The following is a 24,971-nucleotide window of genomic DNA, read 5'->3' as shown; positions in this document are numbered from 1 at the left end:
TTTCATTTATAAATGATAAAGCGACTGCGCTACAAGAAAATAAATTGCGAGCCCTAGAAGATCATTGGCTGTCGTAATAAAAGGACCGGCAGCAAGGGCAGGATTAAAACCTAACTTATCTAATACCAATGGTGTAATGGTGCCCATTACTGTTGCTAATAAGACAACACTCATAAGTGCTGTAGAAACAATAATTGCCAGCTTTGTATCCTCTCCTAAAATCATATTCAAACCGAATACAAGAGAGCTCAACGCAATTCCGTTAATAAGTGCTACAATCAAGACTTTCAAAAAACTAGCGAAGTTGAATGATCCATATCCCGACTCTTTTGCCAATGACTGAACAACAACTGAACTAGTTTGTATTCCAACATTTCCTCCTGTAGCTGTAATCAATGGGATAAAAAATGCCATTGCCGGAATCAGACTTATATCTTTTTCAAAAAGTCCTATAAACTTTGCCCCCAGCATACCTCCGGACATACCGATAATAAGCCAGGGTAATCTTACCTTAGATAAAGTCCATACACTATCATCATCTTCTGCAGGACCACTGATACCAGCCATCATCTGAATATCCTGCTCAGCTCTTTCTTTAATAACGTCTACAACGTCGTCAATAGTAATTCGGCCAAGAAGCTTTCCATGCACATTTACCACAGGGATCGCTTCAAGGTCATATTTTTCCATAATCTGCGATACCTCTTCAGCACTGATAAATGTTTCTACAGCAATTATCTCTGGTTCATATATATCGGCAATCAATGTATGATCATCTGCAAGTAGCATCTTTTTAAGCGACACTATTCCCAGAAGTTTATCAAGATTATCTACAACATATACAGAATATATCCTGGAAACATTTCTGGACTGCCTTCTTATTTCCTCTATACATTGTGTTACAGTCCAGTTAAGGTTCGCGCGAATCAACTCCTTAGCCATCAAACCACCTGCGCAATCTTCATCATAGTGAATCAGGTCTCTGATGTGATCAGCTTTCTCTTTGTTATCAACAAGGGAAATTACTTCTTCCTTGGTTTTAACAGGTAACTCATTGATTATATCAACAGCATCATCTGAATCTATGAAACTAATGTATGCACCTATTTCATCGGGAGTAAATTCCTTTAGAAGCTTTTTTCTATAGTCGGAATCCAACTCTCTAATGACTTGAGCTCCGGTTTCATTCTCAAGGAGTTTTATTACATATGTAGAATGATCTGGATCCAGTTCATGCACTACAGAAGATATATCCTGAGGATGCAATTCATCCAATTGCTCCCTGATCCATGAATTCTTTCTGGCATCGACTGCCTGAATGAATGAATCCAAATATTCCTCTGTCAACTCAAACTGCATCGCTCTACTCTTTGATTATCATACAGGTTAGATTAATAAAATCCTCTACGGATAACTGTTCTGCACGCTTCTCCATGATAGGATTGGCAACTATAGATTCCGGCAAATTTAGACTTTTTAAGGCATTTCTCAAGGTCTTCCTTCTGCTACTGAAACTTTGTTTGACTATTTTTTTAAAGTCTTCATCAGAACATGGCATTGAAGTACGTTCATTACGACGAATCCTAATTACACCAGATTTAACTTTTGGAGGCGGATTAAACACATGTTCATCAACAGTAAATAAATATTCCATGTCATAGTATGCTTGCAGCAATACACTGAGAATTCCATAATCTTTATTCCCCGGACCAGAAGTTAACCTTTTTGCAACTTCTTTCTGAAGCATCCCTACTACTTCCACAATCTGTTCTTTGTAATCCAGAACTTTAAAAAAGATTTGAGAAGAAATGTTATATGGAAAATTTCCTATAATGGCGAATTGACCTTCAAAATATTTTTCCAAAGGCAGTCTCAAAAAATCGCCTTCAATGATATTATCAGTTAATTCAGGATATTTTACTTTCAAATACTGAACAGACTCCTTATCTATCTCACTTACATACAAAGAGTATTTTTTTTCCTGTAATAAAAAATCAGTCAGCACTCCCATTCCGGGACCAATCTCCAGAACTTTGGTATATCCCTTATAACCAGACAGTCCGTCTACAATATCTTTAGCAATGCTCAGGTCATTAAGAAAATGCTGACCAAGAAATTTTTTAGGTTTTACAGATTTCATCCCCAAAAGTAATCATTTAAGGTTACCTTTTTCTCATTAAGCGTATTCAGATATAAATAGCAATTATATGGTAATATTTTAGTTTTTTCTTTTTCGTACCTGTTTCGTAAATTTTCAAAAGCAGCATATTTCTATTGAAGTATGCTGTTTTTGTTTTAAAAGGGAAATGATAAATTTGCCGTTCACAGAATAAAGAAAGTATGATTCGGTTAAAATTTGAAGGAAACATTTCTGAAAAAGAAAATCTGGCTATTCTGGCAGAATCAATCGCTGAAGTAAAAAAATACCTTACTAAGGCCGAGGAAATTGAGTATGTTGAAAAAAGGATGGAAACAACTTCCATAGTAGCTGTTAATCAACTCTATAGAAACGTCTATATAATTAATTTCAGCAAGGCTTTTGATTATTGCGAAAAAGAAAAACTAAGAAAGACTGGAGCGGAATTATGCTCCTTGCTAAAGAAAGAAAAACTAAAAACAATACAGATCACGGGCTCTTTCTATGAAGGCTTGCTTGCCTTAACGGAAGGTCTGGCCTTAAGTGCTTATAATTTCAACAAATATAAATCTGTAGCGTCTACCTCCTTTCCTGAAAATATCCATATCTATTCTGAAGGTTTGAAAGAAACTGACATTCTGAATTTGCAAAATCTAATAGAAGGAGTTTTCCACACAAGAAACCTTGTCAATGAACCTGTCAATTTTCTAACAGCAGAGCAATTTGCGGAGGAATTTAAATTTTTGGGCAAAGAAGCAGGATTTAAAGTTGAAATATTTGACAAACAAAAAATTACAGATTTAAAAATGGGAGGCTTATTAAGTGTTAACTTAGGCAGCCCTAACCCACCCACATTTATTATATCCGAATACAAACCTGCAAACGCAATCAATACCAGGCCTTATGTCCTTATCGGCAAAGGCGTTGTTTATGACACTGGAGGATTATCGCTGAAACCAACGCCAAATTCAATGGACCTCATGAAGTCTGACATGGCTGGTGGTGCGGCAGTTGCAGGAATTTTATACTCTATTGCCAAGAGTAAACTTCCGTTATATATTATAGGCCTGGTCCCTGCTACTGAAAATCGCCCCGATGGCAATGCTATGACTCCTGGAGATGTTATTAAGATGTATGATGGTACTACAGTCGAAGTTTTGAACACTGATGCAGAAGGCAGACTAATATTGGCTGATGCACTAGCCTATGCAGCACAATATGATCCACTTTTCGTGGCAGATCTCGCAACACTTACCGGAGCAGCTGCGAGAGCAATCGGGAAAGAAGGGATCGTATATATGGGAACGGCAAAACAAGATTATAAAACCATGCTGGAAGATTCTGGCAGAGCTGTTTACGAGCGACTGGTAGAATTTCCACTTTGGGAAGAGTATGGAAAGCAATTACAATCTGATATAGCTGATTTAAAAAATATAGGATCCGGAGATGCCGGAGCTATTACTGCGGGGAAATTCATGCAACATTTCGTAAAATATGACTGGGTACACCTGGATATTGCGGGTAGCGCATTTTTAACCTCTGAAGATAGCTATAGAGGAAAAAACGCCACCGGCGCAGGCGTTCGGTTATTTTATGATTTCTTCAAAAAAATAAGTCAACAAAACTAAAAATGGGATACTTAACAAATAATTCAGAAAAACCTGTAATCGGAATTACACTGGGAGATTTCAACGGGATAGGTCCGGAGGTAATTATTAAAACATTGTCAGACAGCAGAATTACCAAAATCTGCGTACCCATTGTTTATGGTTCTGTTAAAATTTTCAGCAGATATAAAAAACTGATAGAAACATCTGAAGAATTGCATTTCCATCAGACGAAAAATACAGAAGGCATTAATCCTAAGAAAATTAACATCATTAATTGCTGGGAAGAAGACCATGAAATCAATCCTGGTAAACCTACTGCAGAATCAGGACAAACTGCATATATTTCCCTTTCAAAAGCTTCTGAAGACTTATTCTCCGGCAAACTTGATGCAGTTGTAACTGCCCCAATTAATAAGAAAAACATTCAATCTGAGGAGTTTAAATTTCCAGGACATACGGAATTTTTCACTCACAAAAGTGGAGTAAATGATAGTTTAATGCTACTTGTGAGTGAAGACCTAAGAGTTGGAGTAGTTACAGGACATATTCCCCTTTCTGAGGTAAAAAAATCGTTGACGAAGGAGAGACTTTTATCCAAAATCAATGTATTATATAAGGCGTTAAAAAATGATTTTGGAATATTGAAACCAAAAATAGCCTTATTAGGGTTAAATCCACATGCAGGAGAGGAAGGATTACTAGGGAAAGACGAAATAGAATTACTTACTCCACTCATCGAAGAATTAAAAGCTAAAGGAGTTTTGATATTTGGCCCATTTCCAGCAGATGGATTTTTTGGAACTAAACAGTACAAAAAATTTGATGCTGTATTAGGAATGTATCATGACCAAGGACTTATACCATTCAAAACTCTGGCATTTGATTCAGGAGTAAACTATACTTCAGGACTGCCGGTAATCAGAACTTCCCCGGACCATGGTACGGGTTATGACATAGCCGGAAAAAATATTGCTAATGAATCTTCGTTTAGGGAAGCAGTGTTTTTGGCATGCGATATTGTAAAAAACCGTAAACCGGTGACAGTTTAGGAAGGAGAAAGTAAATCAAATACACTGATTTTCAACAGAAAAATCTTACAAATTGGTTACTTCAAATTAACATTTTTGTTAATTAAAATAATATATTAACTTTGCGCCCTAGATTTCAGGGCGGAGCTATGACTTGTATGAAAGGATTAAGAACTTTTGACATCGATATAGTAAGTCTTAGTAATGCGAAACACTACTATGACTACACTCTGGACAGTACGTTTTTTGAGAATTTTGAAGACAGCCTGTTAGAAAAAGGCCAGCTGAAAGTAACTGTGATGCTTAATAAATCGGAGACGATGATACAAGCAACAATTGCTGTAGAAGGCTGGGTAGAATTAATTTGCGACAGAAGCTTGGATCCATTTGAATTCCAGATCAATACAAATGATCAGATTATTTTCAAATATGGAAAAGAGTATGCGGAAATCAGTGAAGAAATTATCACTATTCCTTTTGAAACTCAAAAATTAAATCTGTCCCAATTTATATATGAATTCATAGGACTGGCTGTCCCAATGAAAAAACTTCATCCAAAATTCATACAGGAAGGTGAAGAAGAAAATGCTGAAGAAGAAACTCTTCATATTTATTCAACGCCAATTGACCTTGATGAAGATGAATTAAAAGACGATGAAATAGATCCCAGATGGGATATATTAAATAAACTAAAAAAATAATAAATTAATTAAATACAATGGCTCATCCTAAGAGAAAAATTTCGAAAACCAGAAGAGACAAAAGAAGAACTCACTATAAAGCAAGTGCTCCAACATTATCAATTTGTCCAACTACCGGTGAAGCGCACTTGAGACACAGAGCACATTGGTCTGAAGGTAAATTATATTACAAAGGCCAAGTTGTAATGGAAAAAGAGATCCTGGCATAAAATAACTCTATGAGAATTGCATTGGATGCAATGGGTGGTGATTACGCCCCCCAGGCTGTCCTTCAGGGTGCTTTAATGGCAAAGGAGCCTTTTTCTAAGGAGAACAAAGAAATTGTTTTAATTGGAAATCAGGCTATCATTCACTCCCATCTCGAAAAGTTGGGAGCTGATAAAAATGCTTTTGAAATTGTACATACTGAAGATGTAATAGGAATGGGTGAACACCCGACTAAAGCTATTGGCCAAAAGCCAAACTCCAGCATTATGTTAGGTTTCAAATTGCTTAAGGAAAAGTCAGTAGACGCCTTTTGCAGTGCCGGCAATACAGGAGCAATGCTTGTCGGCTCACTTTTTACAATAAAAGCAATACCAGGAATTGACAGACCCGGAATAGCCGGTTTCATACCCAAAGAAGACGGTAGATACGGGATTCTTCTGGATGTAGGAGCTAATGCAGATTGTAAACCAGAATTTTTGGATCAATTCGCAGTACTCGGCTCTCTATATTCAAAGTATATTTTTAATATAGAAAATCCCAAAGTAGGTTTAATGAACCTGGGAGAAGAAGAGCAAAAAGGTACAATCCTGACTCAGGCAACTCATCAGCTACTGAAAAATAACCCAAAAATTAACTTTATAGGAAACATAGAAGGCAGAGATGCTTTCAATGATAGAGCTGATGTAATTGTTACGGACGGCTTTACGGGGAATGTTGTCCTTAAGCTGGCAGAAACATTTTATGAACTAATGGAAAAAAGAAATTTCATGGATCCGTTCATAGAATTGTTTAATTACGCTGGTGTAGGCGGTAGTCCTATCCTTGGTGTTAATGGAAACGTTATTATCGGCCACGGAGTATCCACACCTATTGCTATTAAAAATATGCTAAACCTGGCTGTTCAACTTACCGAAGCCGGAATAGTAGACAAAATTAAAAACGCATACAATTAAATCTTATCAGGCAGATGAGCAAATTAAGAGCTGCTATTACAGGGGTTGGAGGTTATGTTCCAGATTATATTCTAACCAATAAAGAGCTCGAAAAACTGGTTGACACCACTGACGAATGGATATTAACCAGAACAGGAATCAGGGAAAGAAGGCTGCTTAAAAATCCGGGAGAAGGAACTTCCAATATTGCGATTCATGCAGTGAATGAGTTATTAAAAAAAACTAATACCAATCCTGACGAAATCGATCTATTAATTTGCTGCACTACAACTCCAGACTATGTGTTCCCTGCAACAGGCAATTTGCTTTGCGATATGGCTGGATTGAAAAATGCCTTTAGTTACGATCTCAATGCGGCTTGTTCAGGTTTTATTTATGGCCTGGTAACAGGAAGTCAGTTTATTGAAAGTGGAAAATTTAAAAAAGTAATCGTAGTTGGAGGAGATAAAATGTCTTCTATCATCAACTACGAAGACCGCACTACTTGCATAATCTTTGGAGATGGTGCGGGAGCTGTGCTTTTAGAACCAGATACCAGTGGTCATGGTGTGATGGACAGTGTATTGAAAACTGATGGTTCCGGAGCCAAATACTTATGTATGAAAGCCGGAGGAAGCAGAAAACCTGCCAGCCTCGAAACCATCGCTGCAAAAGAACATTATGCTTATCAGGAAGGTGCAACTGTTTTTAAATTTGCTGTAACCAATATGGCAGATGTTTCTGCAGAAATTATGCGCAGAAATAATCTCACTTCCAACGATGTTGCATGGCTTGTCTCCCATCAGGCCAATAAAAGAATCATTGATGCAACTGCAGATCGAATGGGTCTCGACGACAAAAAAGTACTCATCAATATAGACCGCTACGGCAATACTACAAATGGTACCATTCCTCTTCTCCTTTGGGACTATGAGAAGAAATTCAAGAAGGGTGACAATGTAGTAATGGCTGCATTTGGCGGAGGCTTTACCTGGGGATCAGTATATTTAAAATGGGCATATGACCCTAAATAATGCTATCCTTCAGTATTTTAACCAGGAAAATTTCGATATTTGAAAAAACATTTACAAGCAGAATATGAAAGCTAAAGAAATTCAGGAGTTGCTGGACTTTATCGCAAGTTCAGGTCTTGCTGAGGTTAACATTGAAACGGAGCAATTTAAAATTGCCGTGAAAAAATATTCAGAACCTCAGACTCTCACAGTAACTCAGGTTCCTCAGGCTATTGCTCAACCTGTAGCTCCGGTACAGGCTCCGGTTGCACAACCAGCAGCTCAACCGAAAGCAGAAACTCCTTCTACTCCGACAGAAGCGTCAAACAAGAATCTTATTACTATCAAATCACCAATGATCGGAACTTTCTACAGATCAGCTAATCCTGATTCTCCGTCATTTGTTAATATAGGTGATGAAGTAAAACAAGGTCAGACTGTTTGTATCATTGAAGCCATGAAACTATTCAATGAGATCGAATCAGAAGTTTCTGGTAAAATTGTAAAAGTTCTCGTAGAAAACGCTACTCCTGTAGAATACGATCAGCCACTATTCTTGGTAGAACCTAAATAAAGGCAGAACAGCATTTTGAAAAGGGATTTCCTATCCCTTTTTTTTATGACCAAACTTTCAATTTTAATTAACCATATCTATGTTTAATAAAATATTAATAGCAAACAGAGGCGAAATTGCTATGCGTGTTATCCGCGCTTGCAAGGAAATGAAAATTAAAACTGTTGCTATATACTCAACTGCTGACAAAGACAGCCTTCATGTGCGTTTCGCTGATGAGGCGGTTTGTATTGGTGCTGCACCTTCATCCAAATCATATTTAAGTATTCCAAATATCATTGCCGCAGCTGAAATAACAAACGCAGACGCTATACACCCAGGCTATGGCTTCCTTTCTGAAAATGCTGAATTTTCTAAAATATGTGAAGACTATGGCATTAAATTTATCGGTGCGAGCGCGGCCATGATTAATGCGATGGGAGATAAGTCTTCAGCTAAAGCAACCATGAAAAAAGCTGGCGTACCTACTATCCCAGGATCAGAAGGTTTGCTGGAATCTATGGATGAGGGTATCAAACTTGCCAACAAGATAAAATACCCTGTAATACTTAAAGCTACTGCTGGTGGCGGTGGAAAAGGTATGCGTATCGTCCGTAATGATGCAGATTTCAAAAAAGCATGGGTAGATGCAAAAACTGAAGCCGGTGCTGCTTTTGGTAACGATGGTCTGTATCTTGAAAAATTCATTGAAGAACCAAGACACATCGAAATTCAAATACTTGGAGACCGATACGGTAAAGCGATCCACCTTTCTGAAAGGGATTGTTCTATACAAAGAAGACATCAGAAACTTGTGGAAGAAACGCCATCACCGGTTATCACTGAAAGACTCAGAACTAAAATGGGTGAGGCTGCTGTAAAAGGCGCCAAAGCTATTAAATATGAAGGCGCAGGAACTATAGAATTCCTTGTAGATAAAAACGGTGATTTCTATTTCATGGAAATGAACACTCGTATACAGGTAGAACATACTATTACTGAAGAGGTAACTGGTGTTGACCTGGTGAAAGAGCAAATTAAAGTAGCTGCTGGTGGTGCTATTCCAAATAAGAACTTTATACCTGGAAGATATTCAATAGAATGTCGTATCAATGCGGAAGATCCTGCTAATGGTTTCAGACCGAATCCGGGCAAGATTACAAACTTCCACCTTCCCGGTGGGTATGGTGTAAGAGTTGATACTCATTGCTACAATGGATATACAATTCCTCCAAACTATGACTCTATGATTGGAAAGCTTATAACAAGTGGTTCAACAAGAGAAGAGGCTTTGGCAAGAATGAAAAGGGCTTTGGAAGAGTTTGTCATTGAAGGTGTTAAAACAACAATTCCATTTCATATTAAGTTAATGGAAGACCCTCAGTTCCAGTCAGGGAAATTCAACACTGCTTTCCTTGAAACATTTGACTTTTCAAAATTGAAATAATAATTATATTAAAAGGAAGCTGCTCTAAAAGCAGCTTTTCCTTTTTTGGTTACATTCATTCTTAAGAAGGTATTTACAATAAAATTTGCCCCAGATGAAGATCATTCAAAGCTTCAATTTCTTAAGATCTTTTTTTTTACTTTCTCTTATTATCATTGTCTTTAATGCCCAAGCTCAGGATTCCCCCAAGCATTTTATTGAGGCTGGCATCAGTCCAAGTTCTTATAGAGGAGATCTGAACAACTCTTTCCAGCAATGGACTGCTATATATAATGTAGGTATTAAATTCTATAAGAAAAAAAGATTAAATGGTAACATAAATCTTTTTGCTGGAAATATCATGGGGCAAAATGGTAGGTATGAATTTAATCCAGACCTTAATCCCTCCCCTACTCCAAATACATATTTCAAAACTACGGTTATTGGATTCAATTATGATTTGCAGCTCAACTTAATAAAAAGAAAATGGGGATGTATTTTCATAAGCCAAGGTATTGGTCTTATGCGCTTTACGCCAAAAGATCAGAATAACGACAAACTACAAAATAAGCTCAGCACAAGAGCAAAAGGCGAAGACTATAACAATATGACCTTTGTCTTTCCGACAAAAGTTGGAGCAATGTTTTTCCTTCCATCGTGGTATGCCATTGGTTTACAAGCAGGTTATCTGAACCCCACTTCTGATTATCTTGATAATATCAGTAATTGGGGAGCTAGGAAGAAAAAAGACAATATCCTAACGATAAAATTAAGCGTATATATTCCGTTAAATACAAACAAAACCGGAGCATCTCCGGCTACTTCAAAATAATAGAATTGTAAAGTTGGAATATATACTAAATTTAACCGGGTGGATCGGTGCCATAGAAGTATTGATTGCTTATTTTCTTATCTCCACTAACAGAGTTACTCCGGAAACAATCTCCTATCAATTGCTCAATGCCACCGGTGCGGTATTCTTAATCATAAACACCTTATACCTTAAAGCCTATCCTTCTGCATTTGTAAATATTATATGGACAGCAGTTGCACTTTTCAATCTTGTGAAATCAACATTGAATAAAAATTCCGAAGCCCGTTAAATTTTCTCTATAGTTTTCACCAAAGCATTATACCAGTCTTCCCCATATTTTCTGATCAGGGGGTCTTTTAAAAATTTGTAAATCGGTACCTGTAATGATTCTCCATTGCTGCATGCAGGACTGCAGATATTCCATCTGTCATAGTTTAGAGCATCATAATGATCATACTTGCTAATTCTTATAGGATACAAATGACATGAAATCGGTTTTTTATAATTAACCTTACCCATCAGATATGCCTTTTCAATGCCACACTTCAAAATACCTTTTTCATAAATAGCATAGGCACACTCTCTGTTTTTAATAGTAGGTGTAGTCAGATCCCCATCACTGTCAAGCACAGTAAGCCCCTGCTCTTCAATTGCCTTTATTCCTTCTGCTGACAAATAAGGTTTTACTTTATCATAAATCTGCTCAAGGATTGCTCCTTCTTCCTCTTCCAGTGGCGCACCTGCATCGCCTTCTACACAGCAAGCTCCCTTACATTTAATTAGATCACAAACAAAAAATTTATCTGCGATATCGTCGCTAATTACCGTATTTCCCTGTACTATCACTTGATTTGCTTTTTACCCCCAACTGTTTTTTTAGCTGAAGAATTCAAAATTAAAAAATTATTCCCCAAAAATTTCAATTCCCTTCACTTATCCTGATATTTTGCTGACTTAGATTAACAGGTGGAGATAGCACAATCTGTATTCAAACAATTAATAATAGCTTTAAAATCAATAAAATCATCAAATACAACTGATGCCCCATGATCATATAATATTTGCTTATTTTTTGCACCAATCCCTATAAATCCAAGATTTGCTTTTTTAGCTGTCTGTAAATCCCATAAGCCATCACCCAAAGCTATAACCTTATCGAATCTTTGATTTTCAAAATACCCCATTGCCCTAATAATTGAGGCTTCTACTATTTCCTCCCGGGTTTGTAGCTTATCAGAACTAACAAGCAGAGATTCACTTAAAGGGAAACCAGTATGTGCCAATTTTAATAAAGCAGGTTTCTCCAAAGATCCTGTTGCATAAACCAACGCAAAATCAGATTCAAATAAAATATAATTTATAAATTTTAATGCGCCATCTATCTCCCCAATTGATTTAGCATCAAGCTCCTTTTGAATCTCTTGGTATAATGCATGGCTAAAATTCTTTATATCTGTTTCTGTACAGGGGCATTTCTGATAGGATTCAAAAATTGTCTTAAAGATAAATGAATCAGTATGGTGTTTATATCCTGAAAAATTACTGTCATAATCCGATATCCCAGAATATTTCAGGGCGTTCTTAAATCCAGACTGGTGTACAAACACAGAATCAGTAAGTGTACCATCGATATCAAAAATCAACAAGTTTTCTTTTTGGGGAAATGGCTTCAAATCCATAAACTATTATATACAATTAAAAATCAACCAATTAATAAAATCAAATAAAAGTTTATTTCTGACTTTTGACTAGAAAATTAGCGAAACCAATCTATTTCAGAAGGTGTTTCCTATTAAGTACTGAAAAGTCTGAATGTAAATAATGTCTTCAGGGAGAAATCTTATTTTATCCCTTAATTTAAAAAATTATCAATTCATAATCTCCTAATATCCTCTCCGGATTCAAAATTATAAGTTTTATATAATTCAAAACTTTAAATGGGATTTGAAGAGAAATATATTGTAAATTGCAAACTAGATTAGCAAGCCCAAATGGATTATATAAAAACACTTAATCCCTCCCAAAAAGACGCTGTTATTAATACTGAAGGCCCGAGCATGATTATTGCTGGCGCTGGATCAGGTAAAACCAGAGTATTAACTTTCAGGATTGCCAACCTTATACAAAAAGGGGTAGATCCATTCAATATCCTGGCCCTTACCTTTACCAATAAAGCCGCAAAGGAAATGCGGGAAAGAATTGAGAAGGTTGTCGGTCCGGAAGCCAGAGGACTTTGGATGGGAACCTTTCACTCTGTATTCGCTAGAATTTTAAGAGCAGAGGCAGAGAAAATAGGATATACAAGCAATTTTACAATTTACGATTCAGACGATTCAAAAACACTTATCAAGCAAATCGTCAAGGAGCAATACCTAGATGAAAAGCTTTATAAGCCAAGTACCGTTTTAGCCCGGATTTCAGGAGCCAAAAACCGTCTGATCTCAGCTCAGGAATATCTGAACAATCCACATTTTATGGCGGATGATGCTTCGGCTATGAGGCCTGAAATGGGCAAATTGTACAAACTGTACCAGGACAGATGCTTCAAAGCTGGAGCAATGGATTTTGACGATTTGCTTTTTAACACTAACATTCTGTTTAAAAACCATATCGATGTGGTTAATAAATACCAGAATATATTCAAATATGTGTTGGTAGATGAGTTTCAGGATACAAACCTAAGCCAGTATAGTATTACAAAGAAGCTTTCCGCAAAAAATCGTAACATTTGTGTAGTTGGAGACGATGCTCAGAGTATTTACGCATTCCGTGGAGCTGACATTCAGAATATTCTGAACTTTGAAAAAGATTATCCGGAGTTACAGGTATATAAACTGGAACAAAACTATAGATCTACTAAGGTTATTGTTAATGCAGCTAACTCTGTAATAGGTAAAAATAAAGCACAGCTTAAGAAAAACGTTTTTACTGAAAACGAAACAGGTAAACTGATAGAGATCATCAAAGCTACGTCTGACAATGAAGAAGGACGAATGGTAGCCACAGCAATTTTTGAAGAAAAAATGGCTCACCAGCTTAAGAATAAAGATTTTGCAATCCTTTACAGAACCAACTCTCAGTCAAGAGCATTTGAAGAGGCCTTGAGGAGAATGAATCTTAAATACAAAGTAGTTGGAGGTTTGTCTTTCTATCAAAGAAAAGAGATTAAAGACCTTGTTGCTTATTTAAGATTTACCCTTAACCCAAATGACGAGCAAGCTTTAAGAAGAATCATCAACTATCCTAAGAGGGGAATTGGAGATACGACAGTATCCAAACTTTTGGTAACCGCCGAAGAGCAAGGCGCCTCACTTTGGGATGTTTTAAATAACGTACATTCAATTATACCGGGAAGAGCTGCCGCTGCCATTGAGGGATTTGTTGTACAGATTAAAAACTACATGCGACTTGCTGAAAACAAGGACGCCTTTGAAACAGCAATTGAAGTGGCTCAGTCTTCAGGAATACTGAAAGAATTGTATGAGGATAAAACTGTTGAAGGGCTAAGCAGGTATGAAAACGTTCAAGAACTTTTGAACGGTATTAAGGAATTTGTAGACAACCCCAATATTGAAGATAAAAAGTTAGGTTCTTTTCTTCAGGAAATATCTCTTTTGACGGATATTGAAGAGGAAAAGGACAAAGACAATGACTTTATTGTTCTTATGACCATTCACTCGGCAAAGGGACTGGAGTTTAAAAGCGTTTATATCGTAGGGATGGAAGAAGAGTTATTCCCTTCCCAGATGATGTTGAGCAGCAGAGCTGATCTGGAAGAAGAAAGAAGGTTATTCTACGTAGCGATCACACGTGCACAAAGTAATCTTTGCCTTTCTTTTGCAGCTACAAGATATCGTTTCGGCAGATTGAAAGAATGTGAGCCTAGCAGATTCTTAAATGAATTAGACCCTCAATACCTGAATATCAGCAGAAGAGCAAGACCAGAGCCGAGTGCGGCACCGGCTGCAGCAACAACTTCTTCCTCTCAGGTAATAAAAGCTAAACCAAAAACCGCTTCACCGGTTTTAAGTAAACCAAAGAGTAACTACATCCCTTCTCCGGATTTTAAACCCAGTGATACATCGCAGTTAAAACCAGGAATGAGAGTAGAACATCTAAAGTTTGGATATGGCACGGTAAAAGCAATGGATGTATCCGGAACTGACCGAAAAGCCGTCATTGAATTTAACGATCATGGTGAAAAGACACTTATTTTAAGTTTCGCTAAACTAAAAATTCACACTACCTAGTATTAATATTATTTTTAAGCACGCAATCTAACACTACATTATGGAGATACCAGATCCTTCAACAGGCATTGTTTTAAAAGAATACGGAAGAAATATTCAAAAGCTTGTTGATTATGTGATAAGCATACCAGACCGCGAAGAGAGAGGACGTTATGCCAAAACGCTTATCGAGCTAATGAAGCAGATAAATCCAAACATGAGAGATACCCAGGATTTCGGAAAACTTTGGGACCATCTTTATATCATGTCTGATTTTAAACTCGATGTAGAAACTCCTTTTCCAATGCCTGAAAAATCATTGCTTGGAAAAAGACCAATGACCGTTGGTTATAATAACAACCTGCTTTATTATAAACACTACGGGAAAAATATAGAATTGCTTATTGCAAAAGCATTGCAACTAGATGATAAAGACGATCAGGAAGCAGCTATAATCTATATAGGTAAGCTGATGAAAAGATTTTATCAGACCTGGAATAAAGAAAACATTACAGACGATATTATCATTGAGCAGCTTATAACGATGTCTAAAAACAAGCTGCCAATCAATGCTGAAAAAATCAAAGCTAATAATCTTTTTGATTCCCACGTAAAAGAGATGCGTGAGCCAAAAACCAGCAATCAAAGCGGTGGCAATTCAAATGGCAATGGATACAAAAGAGAATTCCGTGGCAGAGATAATAATAGTAGAGACAACAGAGAATACAGGGACAATAGAGGAGACAGAGGCGATAGAGATAACAGGGACAACAGAGACAATAAATACTCTAAGGATAAAAGAAGAAAAAACTAAGTAATGGCTTCATTTGAAATTATCGGTGGTAAACGTCTTAAAGGAGACATTTATCCTCAGGGAGCTAAAAACGAAGCGCTTCAGATCCTTTGTGCTGTTTTATTAACTCCGGAACCTGTTACTATTCATAATGTACCGGACATTATCGATGTTAACAAACTCATTGAATTATTAAAAGATTTTGGTGTAGAAGTAGAGAAGACAGGAGACTCCACCTATCTGTTCGAAGCCAAAAATGTCAATATTGACTTTTTAGAAACTGATACCTTTAAGAAGAAAGCAGCAGCGCTAAGAGGTTCTATAATGATCCTTGGTCCACTACTGGCCAGATTCGGAAAGGCTAAAATGCCCAAACCAGGGGGCGATAAAATTGGACGTAGAAGGCTCGACACCCACTTTCTGGGCCTTGAACAATTAGGAGCAAAATTCTCCTATGATTCCGGAGATAGTTTCTATCAAATCGATGCAAGTAATCTGAAAGGATGCTACATGCTCCTTGACGAAGCATCAGTTACCGGAACTGCAAATGTTGTAATGGCAGCTGTTCTTGCAAAAGGTCAAACTACTATTTACAATGCAGCATGCGAACCATACCTGCAGCAACTTTGCTCCATGCTCAATCGAATGGGAGCAAAAATTAGCGGTATCGGCTCTAATCTTCTTACTATAGAAGGAGTGGATTCTTTAGGAGGCACTACTCATACCATTCTTCCTGATATGATCGAAATTGGAAGTTTTATAGGTATGGCTGGAATGACCAGTTCTGAAGTCACGATAAAGAACTGTAGAATCGATATGCTGGGAATTATCCCTACTATATTCAGAAGACTGGGCATTAAAATGGAATTCAGAGGAGATGATATTTATATACCTTCTCAGGATAGCTATGAAATAGAAACCTTCATTGATGGTTCTATCCTTACAATATCAGATGCTATATGGCCAGGATTTACACCTGACCTTATGAGTATTGCATTGGTAGTGGCAACACAGGCTAAAGGTTCTGCATTAATACACCAGAAAATGTTCGAAAGCCGCCTTTTCTTTGTTGACAAACTGATAGATATGGGAGCTCAAATAATACTTTGCGATCCACATAGAGCTACTGTAATAGGCTTAAATAAACAAATTCCTCTTCGGGGAATACAGATGACATCACCGGATATCAGAGCCGGGGTGGCTTTATTGATCGCAGCTTTATCTGCTAATGGCAAAAGTACTATTCACAACATAGAACAAATAGACAGGGGATATCAGAATATTGATACCAGGCTAAATGCACTTGGAGCTGACATAAGAAGAATTTCTTAATTAATCTTTTTGTACAAAGGAGCCGTTAAAGCGGCTCCTTTTTAATCATGATATGGAAATCAAAAGCAATAAACTAAGAATCTTAATAGCCATAATTCTAATTCTTGTTTCTTACGTTTACTTTAGATTCATCACCTTTCTTCCGACCACCATATCATATGTACTTTATTTCGCACTCATCTTAGTTTCAATCTTAATTGCCTTTATATCAAAGAGACGCGACGTCACAATCGGAATTTTATATGGTTTAACCTTTGTTCTGGTTTCTTTGATTTTTATCTTTACTTTTTTTACAGAAGAATTATAGCAATAACTGATATTATTTTAAAAGTATATTACAATGGGAAGAGCATTTGAATTCCGGAAAGCCAGAAAAATGAAAAGATGGGGACAAATGGCTAAGACTTTTACCAGAATTGGTAAAGACATTGCCATGGCCGTTAAATCAGGCGGTCCTGACCCTACGACCAACTCAAGACTTCGTGCTTTGATCCAGAACGCCAAAGCGGCAAACATGCCTAAAGACAATGTCGAAAGGGCTATAAAAAAAGCTTCTTCTAAAGAACAAGAAGATTATAAAGAAGTAGTTTATGAAGGTTATGGTCCTTATGGAATTGCAATTGTAGTTGAGACAGCTACAGACAATCCTACCAGAACCGTTGCCAGTGTTAGAAGCTATTTCACAAGAAGTGGAGGATCTCTTGGTACTTCTGGTTCTCTTGATTTCCTTTTTGAAAGAAAATGTATCTTTAAAATCAAAAGCAGAGAAGATATTGATATTGAAGAGCTAGAACTGGAACTGATAGATTTTGGTGCGGATGAAATAGGCGCTGATGAGAATGAAATTGTAATTTATGGAGCATTTGATGCATATGGAAAAATTCAACACTTCCTTGAGGAAAAAGGATATGAGGTAATAAGTTCAGACTTTGAAAGAATACCTACAGATGCTAAAGAATTAACAGAAGAGCAGGAAGCTGAAATCGAAAAACTCCTGGGAAAATTTGAAGAGGATGATGATGTTCAAAACGTTTTCCACAATATGAAATAAATAAAAAAGGCTGATCAGATTGACCAGCCTTTTCTTTTATAACACTATTATTCACAATTACACATAGTTATTAAGCATCACCGGCATCACAAGCATAAGTACATCTTCGTTCTTATCTTTTTTAGCCGGATTTAAGATACCTGCTCTATTTGGTGCTGAAAGATTAATATCAATAGCCTCACAATCAAGGTTATTCAGCATCTCAATAAGGAATTTCGCATTAAATCCGATTTCCATATCGTCTCCTTCATATTCGCAAGATAATCTTTCATTTGCTTCATTGCTGAAATCAAGATCTTCTGCTGAAATCTGAAGTTCACTACCTGCTATCTTAAGACGTACCTGATGAGTGGTCTTGTTTGCGTAAATAGAGATACGTTTTAAAGAGTTAAGCAAATCCTGTCTGTTGATTGTTAACTTATTTGGGTTGTTAGCAGGAATTGCATTTTCATAATCAGGGAAACGCTCGTCAATTAGACGGCAAATCATCTTGATATTTGCAAAGCTGAAGAAAGCGTTAGATGCATTGAACTCCATCTTAACAAGAGTATTGTCAGTTGGAAGAGATGCTTTAAGAAGGTTAAGAGCTTTCTTAGGTATTAATAAAGTATTTTGACTTTCAGAAGCAATGTCTGACCTTCTGTATCTGATTAGTCTGTGTCCGTCAGTAGCAACAAATGTTGTATTCGCATCTGAAATATTAATGAAAACACCTGTCATTTGAGGCTTTAACTCATCGTTGCTGGCTGCAAAAATAGTGCTGGCAATGGCTCTGGTTAAAATATCAGATGGTACATCTACTGCATATCCATTTTTAACGGCAGGTACTCTTGGAAAATCAGTGGCATTTTCACCTGACAACTTATATCTTCCATTATCAGAGCTGATTTCGATGCTATAAGTTTCTTCGTCAATCGTGAAAGTTACTGGCTGCTCCGGTAGATTCTTAAGTGTATCAAGAAGTATTTTGGCAGGTACCGCAATATTTCCTTTTTCTTTAGATTCCACCACAATTTCAGTAATCATGGAAGTCTGAAGATCTGAAGCATAAACAGTAAGTTTGCCCACAGAAACCTCAAACAGGAAATTTTCCAAAATCGGCACTACCGGATTTGTAGTGATAACCCCATTGATCGCAGTCAATTGTTTAAGAAGGGCAGTTGAAGAAACAACAAATTTCATATAGCTCTTTTATCCTATTCTAGTAAAATATGAAGGGGATAAAGTTAATTATAAAAAACCGAATTCTAAAAAAAACCCTCTTACTTATTTGAAGGAGCAAAGAAAGATTTTTTCACAAGCAGATAGTTTGTCAGCTCAGGATTCAAAGTTACCACCTCCCCTGTATTCCTGATGATAGCATAAATCTTACCTTGTTTCCATGGGTCCAGATAAATATCAACAGTCTTACTAAGGTTATCCACAATATCATCCACTTGTATTGTTGAAAACGGTTTACCTTTATGAAGTTGATTTACAATAGTATCTTTTCCACTCACTATGTACTTATCCACATTTGTTACGCCATACAACATTAAGTATCTGTGGATTTTTGAGCTATCCTGAGCCGGAAGATTTTCTACTTCAAATTTATTTCCTTTAGAAACGATAGTAAAATTTTCTGAAGGAGCAGCTGGAAAACTTACTGATACTTTTTGAAGACTTCTTGGACTGCTATTAAATAAAACCCGGGATCTCCAATCCTGTTCTTGCAGACTTGCCAATTCAGAAAGATCTCCCTTTACTCCAGGAACAAAAACGATTACAGGATCAGCAGAGCCTTCAGCAAGAAAGTAAGTACTGTTCACATCATTTTCATTGGACAATACATAAAACACATCCTTTTTGTCTGAAGATTCCACAGTGATTTTCACACCGTCTTGCTTAAGATTTGCAACTACCCCGCTCTTTTTATTATCCGCAACTGGTCTTTTAACTTCAATTTTATTCAATCCGAAAAATAATAGGCTTATTAATTTTTCTCTCGCCTCATATTTATTATTTACCAACCACTTACCATTAGGTTGTTTATGAAGTTTCGTAACCTTGTTATTAGTCTGCAGACTAACAGATGTAATAGCAGTGGTATCAGCCACCCCAACAGATTGCTTCTCTTTATTAAAAGAATTAGAACCTCTTTCATTCAGCAATGTATACAAGGCTGCCAATCCGGTAATTACGAATAAAAAGATATATGGACTTAACTTCTTCAACTCCCTCATTTTATCTAAAGCTTGTATATTTTTTCTTTCTCAAATAGTATCTGCTGATTCCAAAAACGATAAGAAGTACAATAGGCATTACAAGATTCACTACCTGCCAGTATATCTTCTCTTCAGCAAGTTTATTTTTATCAAGCGGTCTTAGCTGTATTTCTTTGCCCTTTGCAGCCACTATCGGTTCATCCATCAGATAATCCACTGCATTCATTATAAACTCTTTATTGGAAAACAAATATTTCAAATCAGGATCATAACCCAATGGGATCGGCTGATTCCTCGTTTTATCTACTTCGTTTCTAATAAAATCCGCATCAGACACTACTATGATTTTACTGGAGCTATCTTGTTTAACTACTGGTACTCCAGCCATAGGCGAAGGTCTGTTTTTATAAACAGATTCAAAGTTACCTTCTAATAGATATGCAACTGGTAACATTCCTGCATTGAAGTCTTTCGGATCAAGATTTTTTCTTGCTTCATTTAAATCAACAGGAAGTGGTGCTTTGATAAGTCTTGAATTTTTTGAAGTAAAAATCAATGGAGTCTTTGTTATCCCATAAGCTTTTACAGTATCCATAGAACTCACGTATCTACCTATTAATGCATCAAGGTTTTTGACTACAGGCTGTTTACCGAAATTATAAAAGATTGGGAAATATGGCCAGGACACCATCTCTGATTGTCCACCGGGAACCTCAACTTTCAACAATGCACAATTAAGGTCCTGTATCAAATCATCATTAATCCTTACTCCATATTTAAAAAGTAAATCTTCCAGGCCCAGATTATAAGAAAACCCATAAGTAACACCAGATACAAGACTATCCCTGTTCAAATTCAATTGATCGATAAAGAACAAAATTCTCCCACCCTTAACAACATATTGATCAAGTATAAATTTTTCCTTTTCAGAAAAAGGTTTGGTTGGCCCTGCAATTACCAAAGCGTTGTAGTTACTTAGTTTTGTTGAATCGGCTATAACAGTTCTCTCTACATTATAATATTCACTCAAAGCAGTAGAAATATCGCCGGTCTCCCCTGCTGAAAGCTCGCCATGCCCTTCTGTGAATGCCACTGATTTGGTAACTTCATTATTAAGCTTTCTTATCGCTGCCATCAACTCGTACTCCACTCCTTCTACTGACTGATTCAGTTGCTGATCCATTGGTAGAATCTTGCTTCCTTTCAGAAACATTACCGGTGTTTCCTTATCGCCCATTGAAATAAGGGCAGAAGGAAATACTATCTTCTCTTCTCTTGCACCGCCCTGCTGCACCAGGTCATACTTATATTGTATACCTTTTTGAATCAACTGAGAATAAAACTGTTCACGCAGCCTCTTATCTTCTATGGCATTTGGATCTGTAAACCTGTATACAATCTTATCACCTGAATAGGCTTTGAACTCTTCTAGTGTTTCTTTTATTGATCTTCTAAGTCTCGAATAATCAGGATTCAGATCTCCATCAAGAAAGACATCAACAAATACCTGTTCGTTAAGACTTTTAAGTTTTTCTTTAGTGGATGGACTAATTGTGTATCTCTTATCCTGTGTAAGGTCCAGCCTGAAGAAATGCTCAGAAAAAATTATATTTATAAATACAACAGTCCCTATAAGCAAAAGGAAACGGATAATATCAAACTTCTTTAAATTCATAATCTGCTTACCATTTTCTGCTGCCTAAAACCAATCTCGTTGAAAGAAGCATAATAAAAATTATACTTAGAAAATACAGAACATTTCGGGAATCTATCAATCCCCTGCTTAATGCTTCATAGTGATAACTTAAACCAAGCTTTACAAGGATATTAGCTTGTGCTGCCCAGAAGTTTATTGATGCGGCCCTTGCCATTCCATCATAAAGAGTATAACAAAGCAATACTGCTATTATAAATGCTACAATCTGATTTCTTGTGATAGCCGATGAAAATATTCCTATAGAAGTAAAGACCGCACCTAACAAAAACAAACCAATGTAAGAAGTAAAGACAGCCGCTGAATCAATGTTCCCAACCGGATTTCCAAGATTATAAACGGAGTAATAATATATCAATGTTGGTATTAAGCTGAACAAAACCAAAGCCAGGCTTGACAAAAACTTACCAAGAATAATCTCCCAATCTTTTACAGGCCTGGTCAACAATAGCTCCATGGTTCCTTCTCTTTTTTCTTCAGCAAAAGTTCTCATGGTAATTGCAGGAATCAGCAATAGAAAGGCAATAGGACCATAAGCAAAAAGGCTTTCGAGATCTGCAAAGCCAAATTCAAAGACGCTGCTTTCAGGAAAAACCCATAGGAATAATCCTATTAATGTAAGAAACACGCTGATGACAAGGTAGGCAATCAGTGAGTTAAAAAAACTGTTTATTTCTTTTCTAAATATGCTTAACACAAATCCTACAAGTTAAAATTTTAAATTATATGGAATCATTCTTCTTGCCAGTAAGGTCTCTGAAGATATTCTCTAGAGAATGCTCTTCCTGATTCAAGCCAATCAGCGTCCAGTTTCTTTCAGATGCAAGTTTAAAAATAGCTCCTCTTACATCATTTTCACCAGAAGAGAGCAATTCATATTTCCCGTCAGTAGTGTGCTTCACTTCATTCACACCGGATAAGGACTTTAAATATCCGACTTCTATTTCACCTGAAAACTCAACAATAATCTTTTTACCCGAAGCCTGAAGACCTTTCAACTCACTAACACGGTTATCAGCAACAATTTTTCCTCTGTTGATGATCACCACTCTATCGCACAATGCCTGCACTTCCTGCATAATGTGTGTAGAAAACAAGACCGTTTTTTCTTTACCGATATTCTTAATTAGATTTCTGATTTCAAGAATCTGGTTTGGATCCAGACCGGTAGTAGGCTCATCAAGTATAAGCACCTGAGGTTCATGAATCATAGCCTGAGCAAGACCAACCCTTTGGCGATAGCCCTTTGACAAAGCCCCAAGTTTTTTATTCTGTTCTAAAGTTAGCCCCGTCATTTCCACCATCTCCTGTACCCTTGCTTTAAGCTTACTTCCTTTTATAGAATGAAGAGAACCAATGAATTCAAGGTATTCGTGTACATACATGTCCAGGTAAAGAGGATTGTGTTCCGGCAGATAACCAACATTTTTTCTCACCTCTAAAGGAGACTCCACAACGTCATATCCAGCTACTGTTACAACTCCTGAGGTTGGAGGTATATAACAAGTTGCAATTTTCATTGTAGTAGATTTGCCGGCTCCATTCGGCCCCAGAAAGCCAAGAATCTCTCCTTTACCGGCCTCGAAACTGATATGGTCTACAGCTTTCTGCTCGCCGTAAATTTTAGTTAACTCCTGTACCTTTAAACTCACTATGACTGTATGTTATCTTTTTGCAAATTTATTGAATTCAAGCTTAAAGCGGAAAGCGCAAAGCTTAAAGTTTGGATTTCTTTTATGAACGAATACTTAATAGATTTAAGTTTTAAGATGATAACTTTTTTCAATCTCCTAACTCTTTATCCTAATATTTTTCGACAATAAAGCCGTTAAATATGATATTTAATCATAGAGAGAGGCTTAACTTTAGACTTTCAACTTTTCGCTTTAAGCCTTTCGCTTTCCGCTTCTTAAATCGATTTCCTGCCTTTCGGCATTAATGGTCTGAATTCCAGCTCAACAGGATGGAAATTTTCTGATGTTTCCAAAGAATAAAGAACAGCTCCGGCAATATCCTCAGGCCTCATCATATTTGGATGTACGCTAATAGAATCTATTGAATCAAAGAAATTGGTATGAATAGAGCCAGGAACAATACAAGTCACCTTTACACCATAATCTCTAAGTTCTTTATACATAGACTGAGAGATACCTCTGACAGCAAATTTAGTCCCGCAGTATCCGGCAAATTTTTCTATGCCTTCTTTTCCCGCAATGGAAGCAATATTAACGATATGCCCTTCTCCCATTTCTTTCATTTTCTGAACTACCATTTGAGAACAGAAAAAGACTCCATGAACATTGGTGTCAAACATTTCTTTCCATTCTTCAACAGGCATTTCTTCAATCAGACCTGCATAACCCAATCCGGCATTGTTAATCAGGATGCTAATATTTTCTCCAAAATCTCTAATCGTTGAATTATATGAACCGTTAACCGAATCTATGTTTCCAACATCTGTAGCATAAAATTTAAAATGATCATGTTTAAAATCAGGAGCGGTTCTGCTCCATCCCGCAACCTTTACTCCTTTCTCCAACAATACCTTTACTATCTCAAGACCAACACCTTTGCTCGCGCCCGTGACAATAGCAACTTTATCCTTTAAATTCATATTATACTTTTATTTTCTTAAAAATTTTTCAATGATATTCCTGAAATGATTACAACCGAATTTAACAATTGGAATATAACAATCTTTCTCTCTCCTTCTGAAAATCTCTCCCAAAGATTATCATTGTATATGATAGTGGCTGATACAAAAGCAAGTCCGAAACAAAGTATCAGGAGCAAATTCTGAACTTCCATAAAAAATATTAAAGCTACAGGAAATAATAAGAATAAGCCCATCAAAAAGACCATCATCTCAAAATTCCTGAATTTCAGACTATCTTTAATTGCTTTCAGAATAAACATACCTGATAAAATCAAATAGGTAACCAAACCAATATATAAAAGAATTTTTGCAGAGTCGATTTGAAGGAGCTCCAAGGCAAATCCAGCCTGGAAAACAGCCATACCAAACATGAGTGCCTTTATCTTTAAATCATTGATTATAAATATATAATAACCCAACAATAAAACTTCTGCAAGCAATGGAGCCCAGGCAATGTACTCAAACCTTTTGGTGTCATTCAAAATAATTGATAGCACAAAGGTCATGGCAACAAAAACAACAATTGCTTTTTCAGGTTTATCAGATGCTACAGCTTTCATTTTATTTAGAT

At 36.7% G+C, this 24,971-nt stretch carries 25 protein-coding genes; 14 read left to right on the top strand and 11 right to left on the bottom strand.

What is annotated here, in order from left to right; genetic code table 11:
• Positions 1-6 precede the first annotated feature (6 nt).
• Both mgtE and rsmA read right to left on the bottom strand, forming a co-directional pair.
• Entirely contained in the window at positions 7-1,359 is a 1,353-nt protein-coding gene (mgtE, locus tag K350_RS0108190; protein ID WP_028979497.1) for a magnesium transporter, read from the bottom strand.
• A 4-nt stretch (positions 1,360-1,363) separates the two neighbouring features.
• On the bottom strand, positions 1,364-2,140 hold the full coding sequence (gene rsmA, locus K350_RS0108185; protein WP_028979496.1) for a 16S rRNA (adenine(1518)-N(6)/adenine(1519)-N(6))-dimethyltransferase RsmA: 777 nt from the start codon (positions 2,138-2,140) through the stop codon (positions 1,364-1,366).
• Positions 2,141-2,340: 200 nt separating this feature from the next.
• Here rsmA and K350_RS0108175 point away from each other — a divergent pair, with 200 nt between their 5' ends.
• The 10 genes from K350_RS0108175 (at position 2,341) to K350_RS0108130 (ending at position 10,710) form a co-directional block, all read left to right on the top strand.
• Positions 2,341-3,765: a leucyl aminopeptidase family protein gene (locus tag K350_RS0108175; RefSeq protein ID WP_037574564.1), complete on the top strand. Its 1,425-nt coding sequence runs from the start codon at positions 2,341-2,343 to the stop codon at positions 3,763-3,765.
• 2 nt (positions 3,766-3,767) lie between these two features.
• Positions 3,768-4,796, top strand: coding sequence for a 4-hydroxythreonine-4-phosphate dehydrogenase PdxA (gene pdxA / locus K350_RS0108170; RefSeq protein ID WP_028979493.1), 1,029 nt, complete (start codon positions 3,768-3,770; stop codon positions 4,794-4,796).
• A 137-nt stretch (positions 4,797-4,933) separates the two neighbouring features.
• Positions 4,934-5,476: a YceD family protein gene (locus K350_RS0108165; protein ID WP_028979492.1), complete on the top strand. Its 543-nt coding sequence runs from the start codon at positions 4,934-4,936 to the stop codon at positions 5,474-5,476.
• Between the two features lie 17 nt (positions 5,477-5,493).
• Entirely contained in the window at positions 5,494-5,685 is a 192-nt protein-coding gene (rpmF, locus tag K350_RS0108160; RefSeq protein ID WP_028979491.1) for a 50S ribosomal protein L32, read from the top strand.
• 9 nt (positions 5,686-5,694) lie between these two features.
• Entirely contained in the window at positions 5,695-6,636 is a 942-nt protein-coding gene (plsX, locus tag K350_RS0108155) for a phosphate acyltransferase PlsX (RefSeq protein ID WP_028979490.1), read from the top strand.
• A gap of 14 nt (positions 6,637-6,650) precedes the next feature.
• The gene (locus K350_RS0108150) at positions 6,651-7,649 is read left to right on the top strand and encodes a beta-ketoacyl-ACP synthase III (protein WP_028979489.1); all 999 of its coding nucleotides are present in this window, start codon (positions 6,651-6,653) and stop codon (positions 7,647-7,649) included.
• A gap of 64 nt (positions 7,650-7,713) precedes the next feature.
• Entirely contained in the window at positions 7,714-8,202 is a 489-nt protein-coding gene (gene accB / locus K350_RS0108145) for an acetyl-CoA carboxylase biotin carboxyl carrier protein (protein WP_028979488.1), read from the top strand.
• Between the two features lie 79 nt (positions 8,203-8,281).
• Positions 8,282-9,628 (top strand): acetyl-CoA carboxylase biotin carboxylase subunit, encoded by a 1,347-nt coding sequence (gene accC, locus K350_RS0108140; RefSeq protein ID WP_028979487.1) that lies wholly within the window; start codon positions 8,282-8,284, stop codon positions 9,626-9,628.
• A 94-nt stretch (positions 9,629-9,722) separates the two neighbouring features.
• Positions 9,723-10,439: a hypothetical protein gene (locus tag K350_RS27945; protein WP_051312969.1), complete on the top strand. Its 717-nt coding sequence runs from the start codon at positions 9,723-9,725 to the stop codon at positions 10,437-10,439.
• A 13-nt stretch (positions 10,440-10,452) separates the two neighbouring features.
• On the top strand, positions 10,453-10,710 hold the full coding sequence (locus K350_RS0108130; RefSeq protein ID WP_028979486.1) for a CBU_0592 family membrane protein: 258 nt from the start codon (positions 10,453-10,455) through the stop codon (positions 10,708-10,710).
• On the opposite strand, the gene K350_RS0108125 is transcribed toward K350_RS0108130, so the two are convergent.
• Both K350_RS0108125 and K350_RS27940 read right to left on the bottom strand, forming a co-directional pair.
• Positions 10,707-11,267: a DUF3109 family protein gene (locus K350_RS0108125; protein ID WP_028979485.1), complete on the bottom strand. Its 561-nt coding sequence runs from the start codon at positions 11,265-11,267 to the stop codon at positions 10,707-10,709. The two genes, K350_RS0108130 and K350_RS0108125, sit on opposite strands and share 4 nt — an antisense overlap.
• Before the next feature lie 113 nt (positions 11,268-11,380).
• Positions 11,381-12,100 carry an HAD family hydrolase gene (locus K350_RS27940; RefSeq protein WP_051312968.1) on the bottom strand — a complete coding sequence of 240 codons (720 nt, stop codon included), beginning with the start codon at positions 12,098-12,100 and terminating at the stop codon, positions 11,381-11,383.
• Between the two features lie 312 nt (positions 12,101-12,412).
• Here K350_RS27940 and K350_RS0108115 point away from each other — a divergent pair, with 312 nt between their 5' ends.
• From K350_RS0108115 to K350_RS0108100, 4 genes are all read left to right on the top strand, one after another.
• Positions 12,413-14,671: an ATP-dependent helicase gene (locus tag K350_RS0108115; protein WP_028979484.1), complete on the top strand. Its 2,259-nt coding sequence runs from the start codon at positions 12,413-12,415 to the stop codon at positions 14,669-14,671.
• A gap of 40 nt (positions 14,672-14,711) precedes the next feature.
• A complete protein-coding gene (locus K350_RS27935; RefSeq protein ID WP_081670929.1) occupies positions 14,712-15,464 on the top strand; it encodes a DUF4290 domain-containing protein in 753 nt (250 codons plus the stop codon).
• A 3-nt stretch (positions 15,465-15,467) separates the two neighbouring features.
• On the top strand, positions 15,468-16,775 hold the full coding sequence (gene murA / locus K350_RS0108105) for a UDP-N-acetylglucosamine 1-carboxyvinyltransferase (protein WP_028979483.1): 1,308 nt from the start codon (positions 15,468-15,470) through the stop codon (positions 16,773-16,775).
• 340 nt (positions 16,776-17,115) lie between these two features.
• Positions 17,116-17,826, top strand: a complete 711-nt coding sequence (locus K350_RS0108100) for a YebC/PmpR family DNA-binding transcriptional regulator (RefSeq protein ID WP_028979482.1) — start codon at positions 17,116-17,118, stop codon at positions 17,824-17,826.
• A gap of 57 nt (positions 17,827-17,883) precedes the next feature.
• On the opposite strand, the gene dnaN is transcribed toward K350_RS0108100, so the two are convergent.
• From dnaN to K350_RS0108065, 7 genes are all read right to left on the bottom strand, one after another.
• On the bottom strand, positions 17,884-19,008 hold the full coding sequence (gene dnaN, locus K350_RS0108095; RefSeq protein ID WP_028979481.1) for a DNA polymerase III subunit beta: 1,125 nt from the start codon (positions 19,006-19,008) through the stop codon (positions 17,884-17,886).
• Between the two features lie 80 nt (positions 19,009-19,088).
• Positions 19,089-20,048, bottom strand: coding sequence for a DUF4340 domain-containing protein (locus K350_RS0108090; protein ID WP_028979480.1), 960 nt, complete (start codon positions 20,046-20,048; stop codon positions 19,089-19,091).
• Between the two features lies 1 nt (position 20,049).
• The gene (gldG, locus tag K350_RS0108085) at positions 20,050-21,705 is read right to left on the bottom strand and encodes a gliding motility-associated ABC transporter substrate-binding protein GldG (protein WP_037574553.1); all 1,656 of its coding nucleotides are present in this window, start codon (positions 21,703-21,705) and stop codon (positions 20,050-20,052) included.
• 7 nt (positions 21,706-21,712) lie between these two features.
• Entirely contained in the window at positions 21,713-22,441 is a 729-nt protein-coding gene (gldF, locus tag K350_RS0108080) for a gliding motility-associated ABC transporter permease subunit GldF (protein ID WP_028979478.1), read from the bottom strand.
• 25 nt (positions 22,442-22,466) lie between these two features.
• On the bottom strand, positions 22,467-23,396 hold the full coding sequence (gene gldA / locus K350_RS0108075) for a gliding motility-associated ABC transporter ATP-binding subunit GldA (protein ID WP_028979477.1): 930 nt from the start codon (positions 23,394-23,396) through the stop codon (positions 22,467-22,469).
• Between the two features lie 257 nt (positions 23,397-23,653).
• Positions 23,654-24,358 carry an SDR family oxidoreductase gene (locus K350_RS0108070; RefSeq protein WP_028979476.1) on the bottom strand — a complete coding sequence of 235 codons (705 nt, stop codon included), beginning with the start codon at positions 24,356-24,358 and terminating at the stop codon, positions 23,654-23,656.
• Between the two features lie 17 nt (positions 24,359-24,375).
• Positions 24,376-24,960 (bottom strand): hypothetical protein, encoded by a 585-nt coding sequence (locus K350_RS0108065; RefSeq protein ID WP_028979475.1) that lies wholly within the window; start codon positions 24,958-24,960, stop codon positions 24,376-24,378.
• Positions 24,961-24,971 lie beyond the last annotated feature (11 nt).

This window comes from Sporocytophaga myxococcoides DSM 11118, from assembly GCF_000426725.1.
Taxonomy (GTDB): domain Bacteria; phylum Bacteroidota; class Bacteroidia; order Cytophagales; family Cytophagaceae; genus Sporocytophaga; species Sporocytophaga myxococcoides.
This window is presented reverse-complemented; position numbering and strand designations above follow the sequence as displayed.

Coding starts and splice junctions, on each gene's coding strand:
- mgtE (WP_028979497.1), bottom strand. CDS start 1,359: ATGCAGTTTGAGTTGACAGAGGAATATTTGGATTCATTCATTCAGGCA.
- rsmA (WP_028979496.1), bottom strand. CDS start 2,140: ATGAAATCTGTAAAACCTAAAAAATTTCTTGGTCAGCATTTTCTTAAT.
- K350_RS0108175 (WP_037574564.1), top strand. CDS start 2,341: ATGATTCGGTTAAAATTTGAAGGAAACATTTCTGAAAAAGAAAATCTG.
- pdxA (WP_028979493.1), top strand. CDS start 3,768: ATGGGATACTTAACAAATAATTCAGAAAAACCTGTAATCGGAATTACA.
- K350_RS0108165 (WP_028979492.1), top strand. CDS start 4,934: ATGAAAGGATTAAGAACTTTTGACATCGATATAGTAAGTCTTAGTAAT.
- rpmF (WP_028979491.1), top strand. CDS start 5,494: ATGGCTCATCCTAAGAGAAAAATTTCGAAAACCAGAAGAGACAAAAGA.
- plsX (WP_028979490.1), top strand. CDS start 5,695: ATGAGAATTGCATTGGATGCAATGGGTGGTGATTACGCCCCCCAGGCT.
- K350_RS0108150 (WP_028979489.1), top strand. CDS start 6,651: ATGAGCAAATTAAGAGCTGCTATTACAGGGGTTGGAGGTTATGTTCCA.
- accB (WP_028979488.1), top strand. CDS start 7,714: ATGAAAGCTAAAGAAATTCAGGAGTTGCTGGACTTTATCGCAAGTTCA.
- accC (WP_028979487.1), top strand. CDS start 8,282: ATGTTTAATAAAATATTAATAGCAAACAGAGGCGAAATTGCTATGCGT.
- K350_RS27945 (WP_051312969.1), top strand. CDS start 9,723: ATGAAGATCATTCAAAGCTTCAATTTCTTAAGATCTTTTTTTTTACTT.
- K350_RS27940 (WP_051312968.1), bottom strand. CDS start 12,100: ATGGATTTGAAGCCATTTCCCCAAAAAGAAAACTTGTTGATTTTTGAT.
- K350_RS0108115 (WP_028979484.1), top strand. CDS start 12,413: ATGGATTATATAAAAACACTTAATCCCTCCCAAAAAGACGCTGTTATT.
- K350_RS27935 (WP_081670929.1), top strand. CDS start 14,712: ATGGAGATACCAGATCCTTCAACAGGCATTGTTTTAAAAGAATACGGA.
- murA (WP_028979483.1), top strand. CDS start 15,468: ATGGCTTCATTTGAAATTATCGGTGGTAAACGTCTTAAAGGAGACATT.
- K350_RS0108100 (WP_028979482.1), top strand. CDS start 17,116: ATGGGAAGAGCATTTGAATTCCGGAAAGCCAGAAAAATGAAAAGATGG.
- dnaN (WP_028979481.1), bottom strand. CDS start 19,008: ATGAAATTTGTTGTTTCTTCAACTGCCCTTCTTAAACAATTGACTGCG.
- K350_RS0108090 (WP_028979480.1), bottom strand. CDS start 20,048: ATGAGGGAGTTGAAGAAGTTAAGTCCATATATCTTTTTATTCGTAATT.
- gldG (WP_037574553.1), bottom strand. CDS start 21,705: ATGAATTTAAAGAAGTTTGATATTATCCGTTTCCTTTTGCTTATAGGG.
- K350_RS0108070 (WP_028979476.1), bottom strand. CDS start 24,358: ATGAATTTAAAGGATAAAGTTGCTATTGTCACGGGCGCGAGCAAAGGT.
- K350_RS0108065 (WP_028979475.1), bottom strand. CDS start 24,960: ATGAAAGCTGTAGCATCTGATAAACCTGAAAAAGCAATTGTTGTTTTT.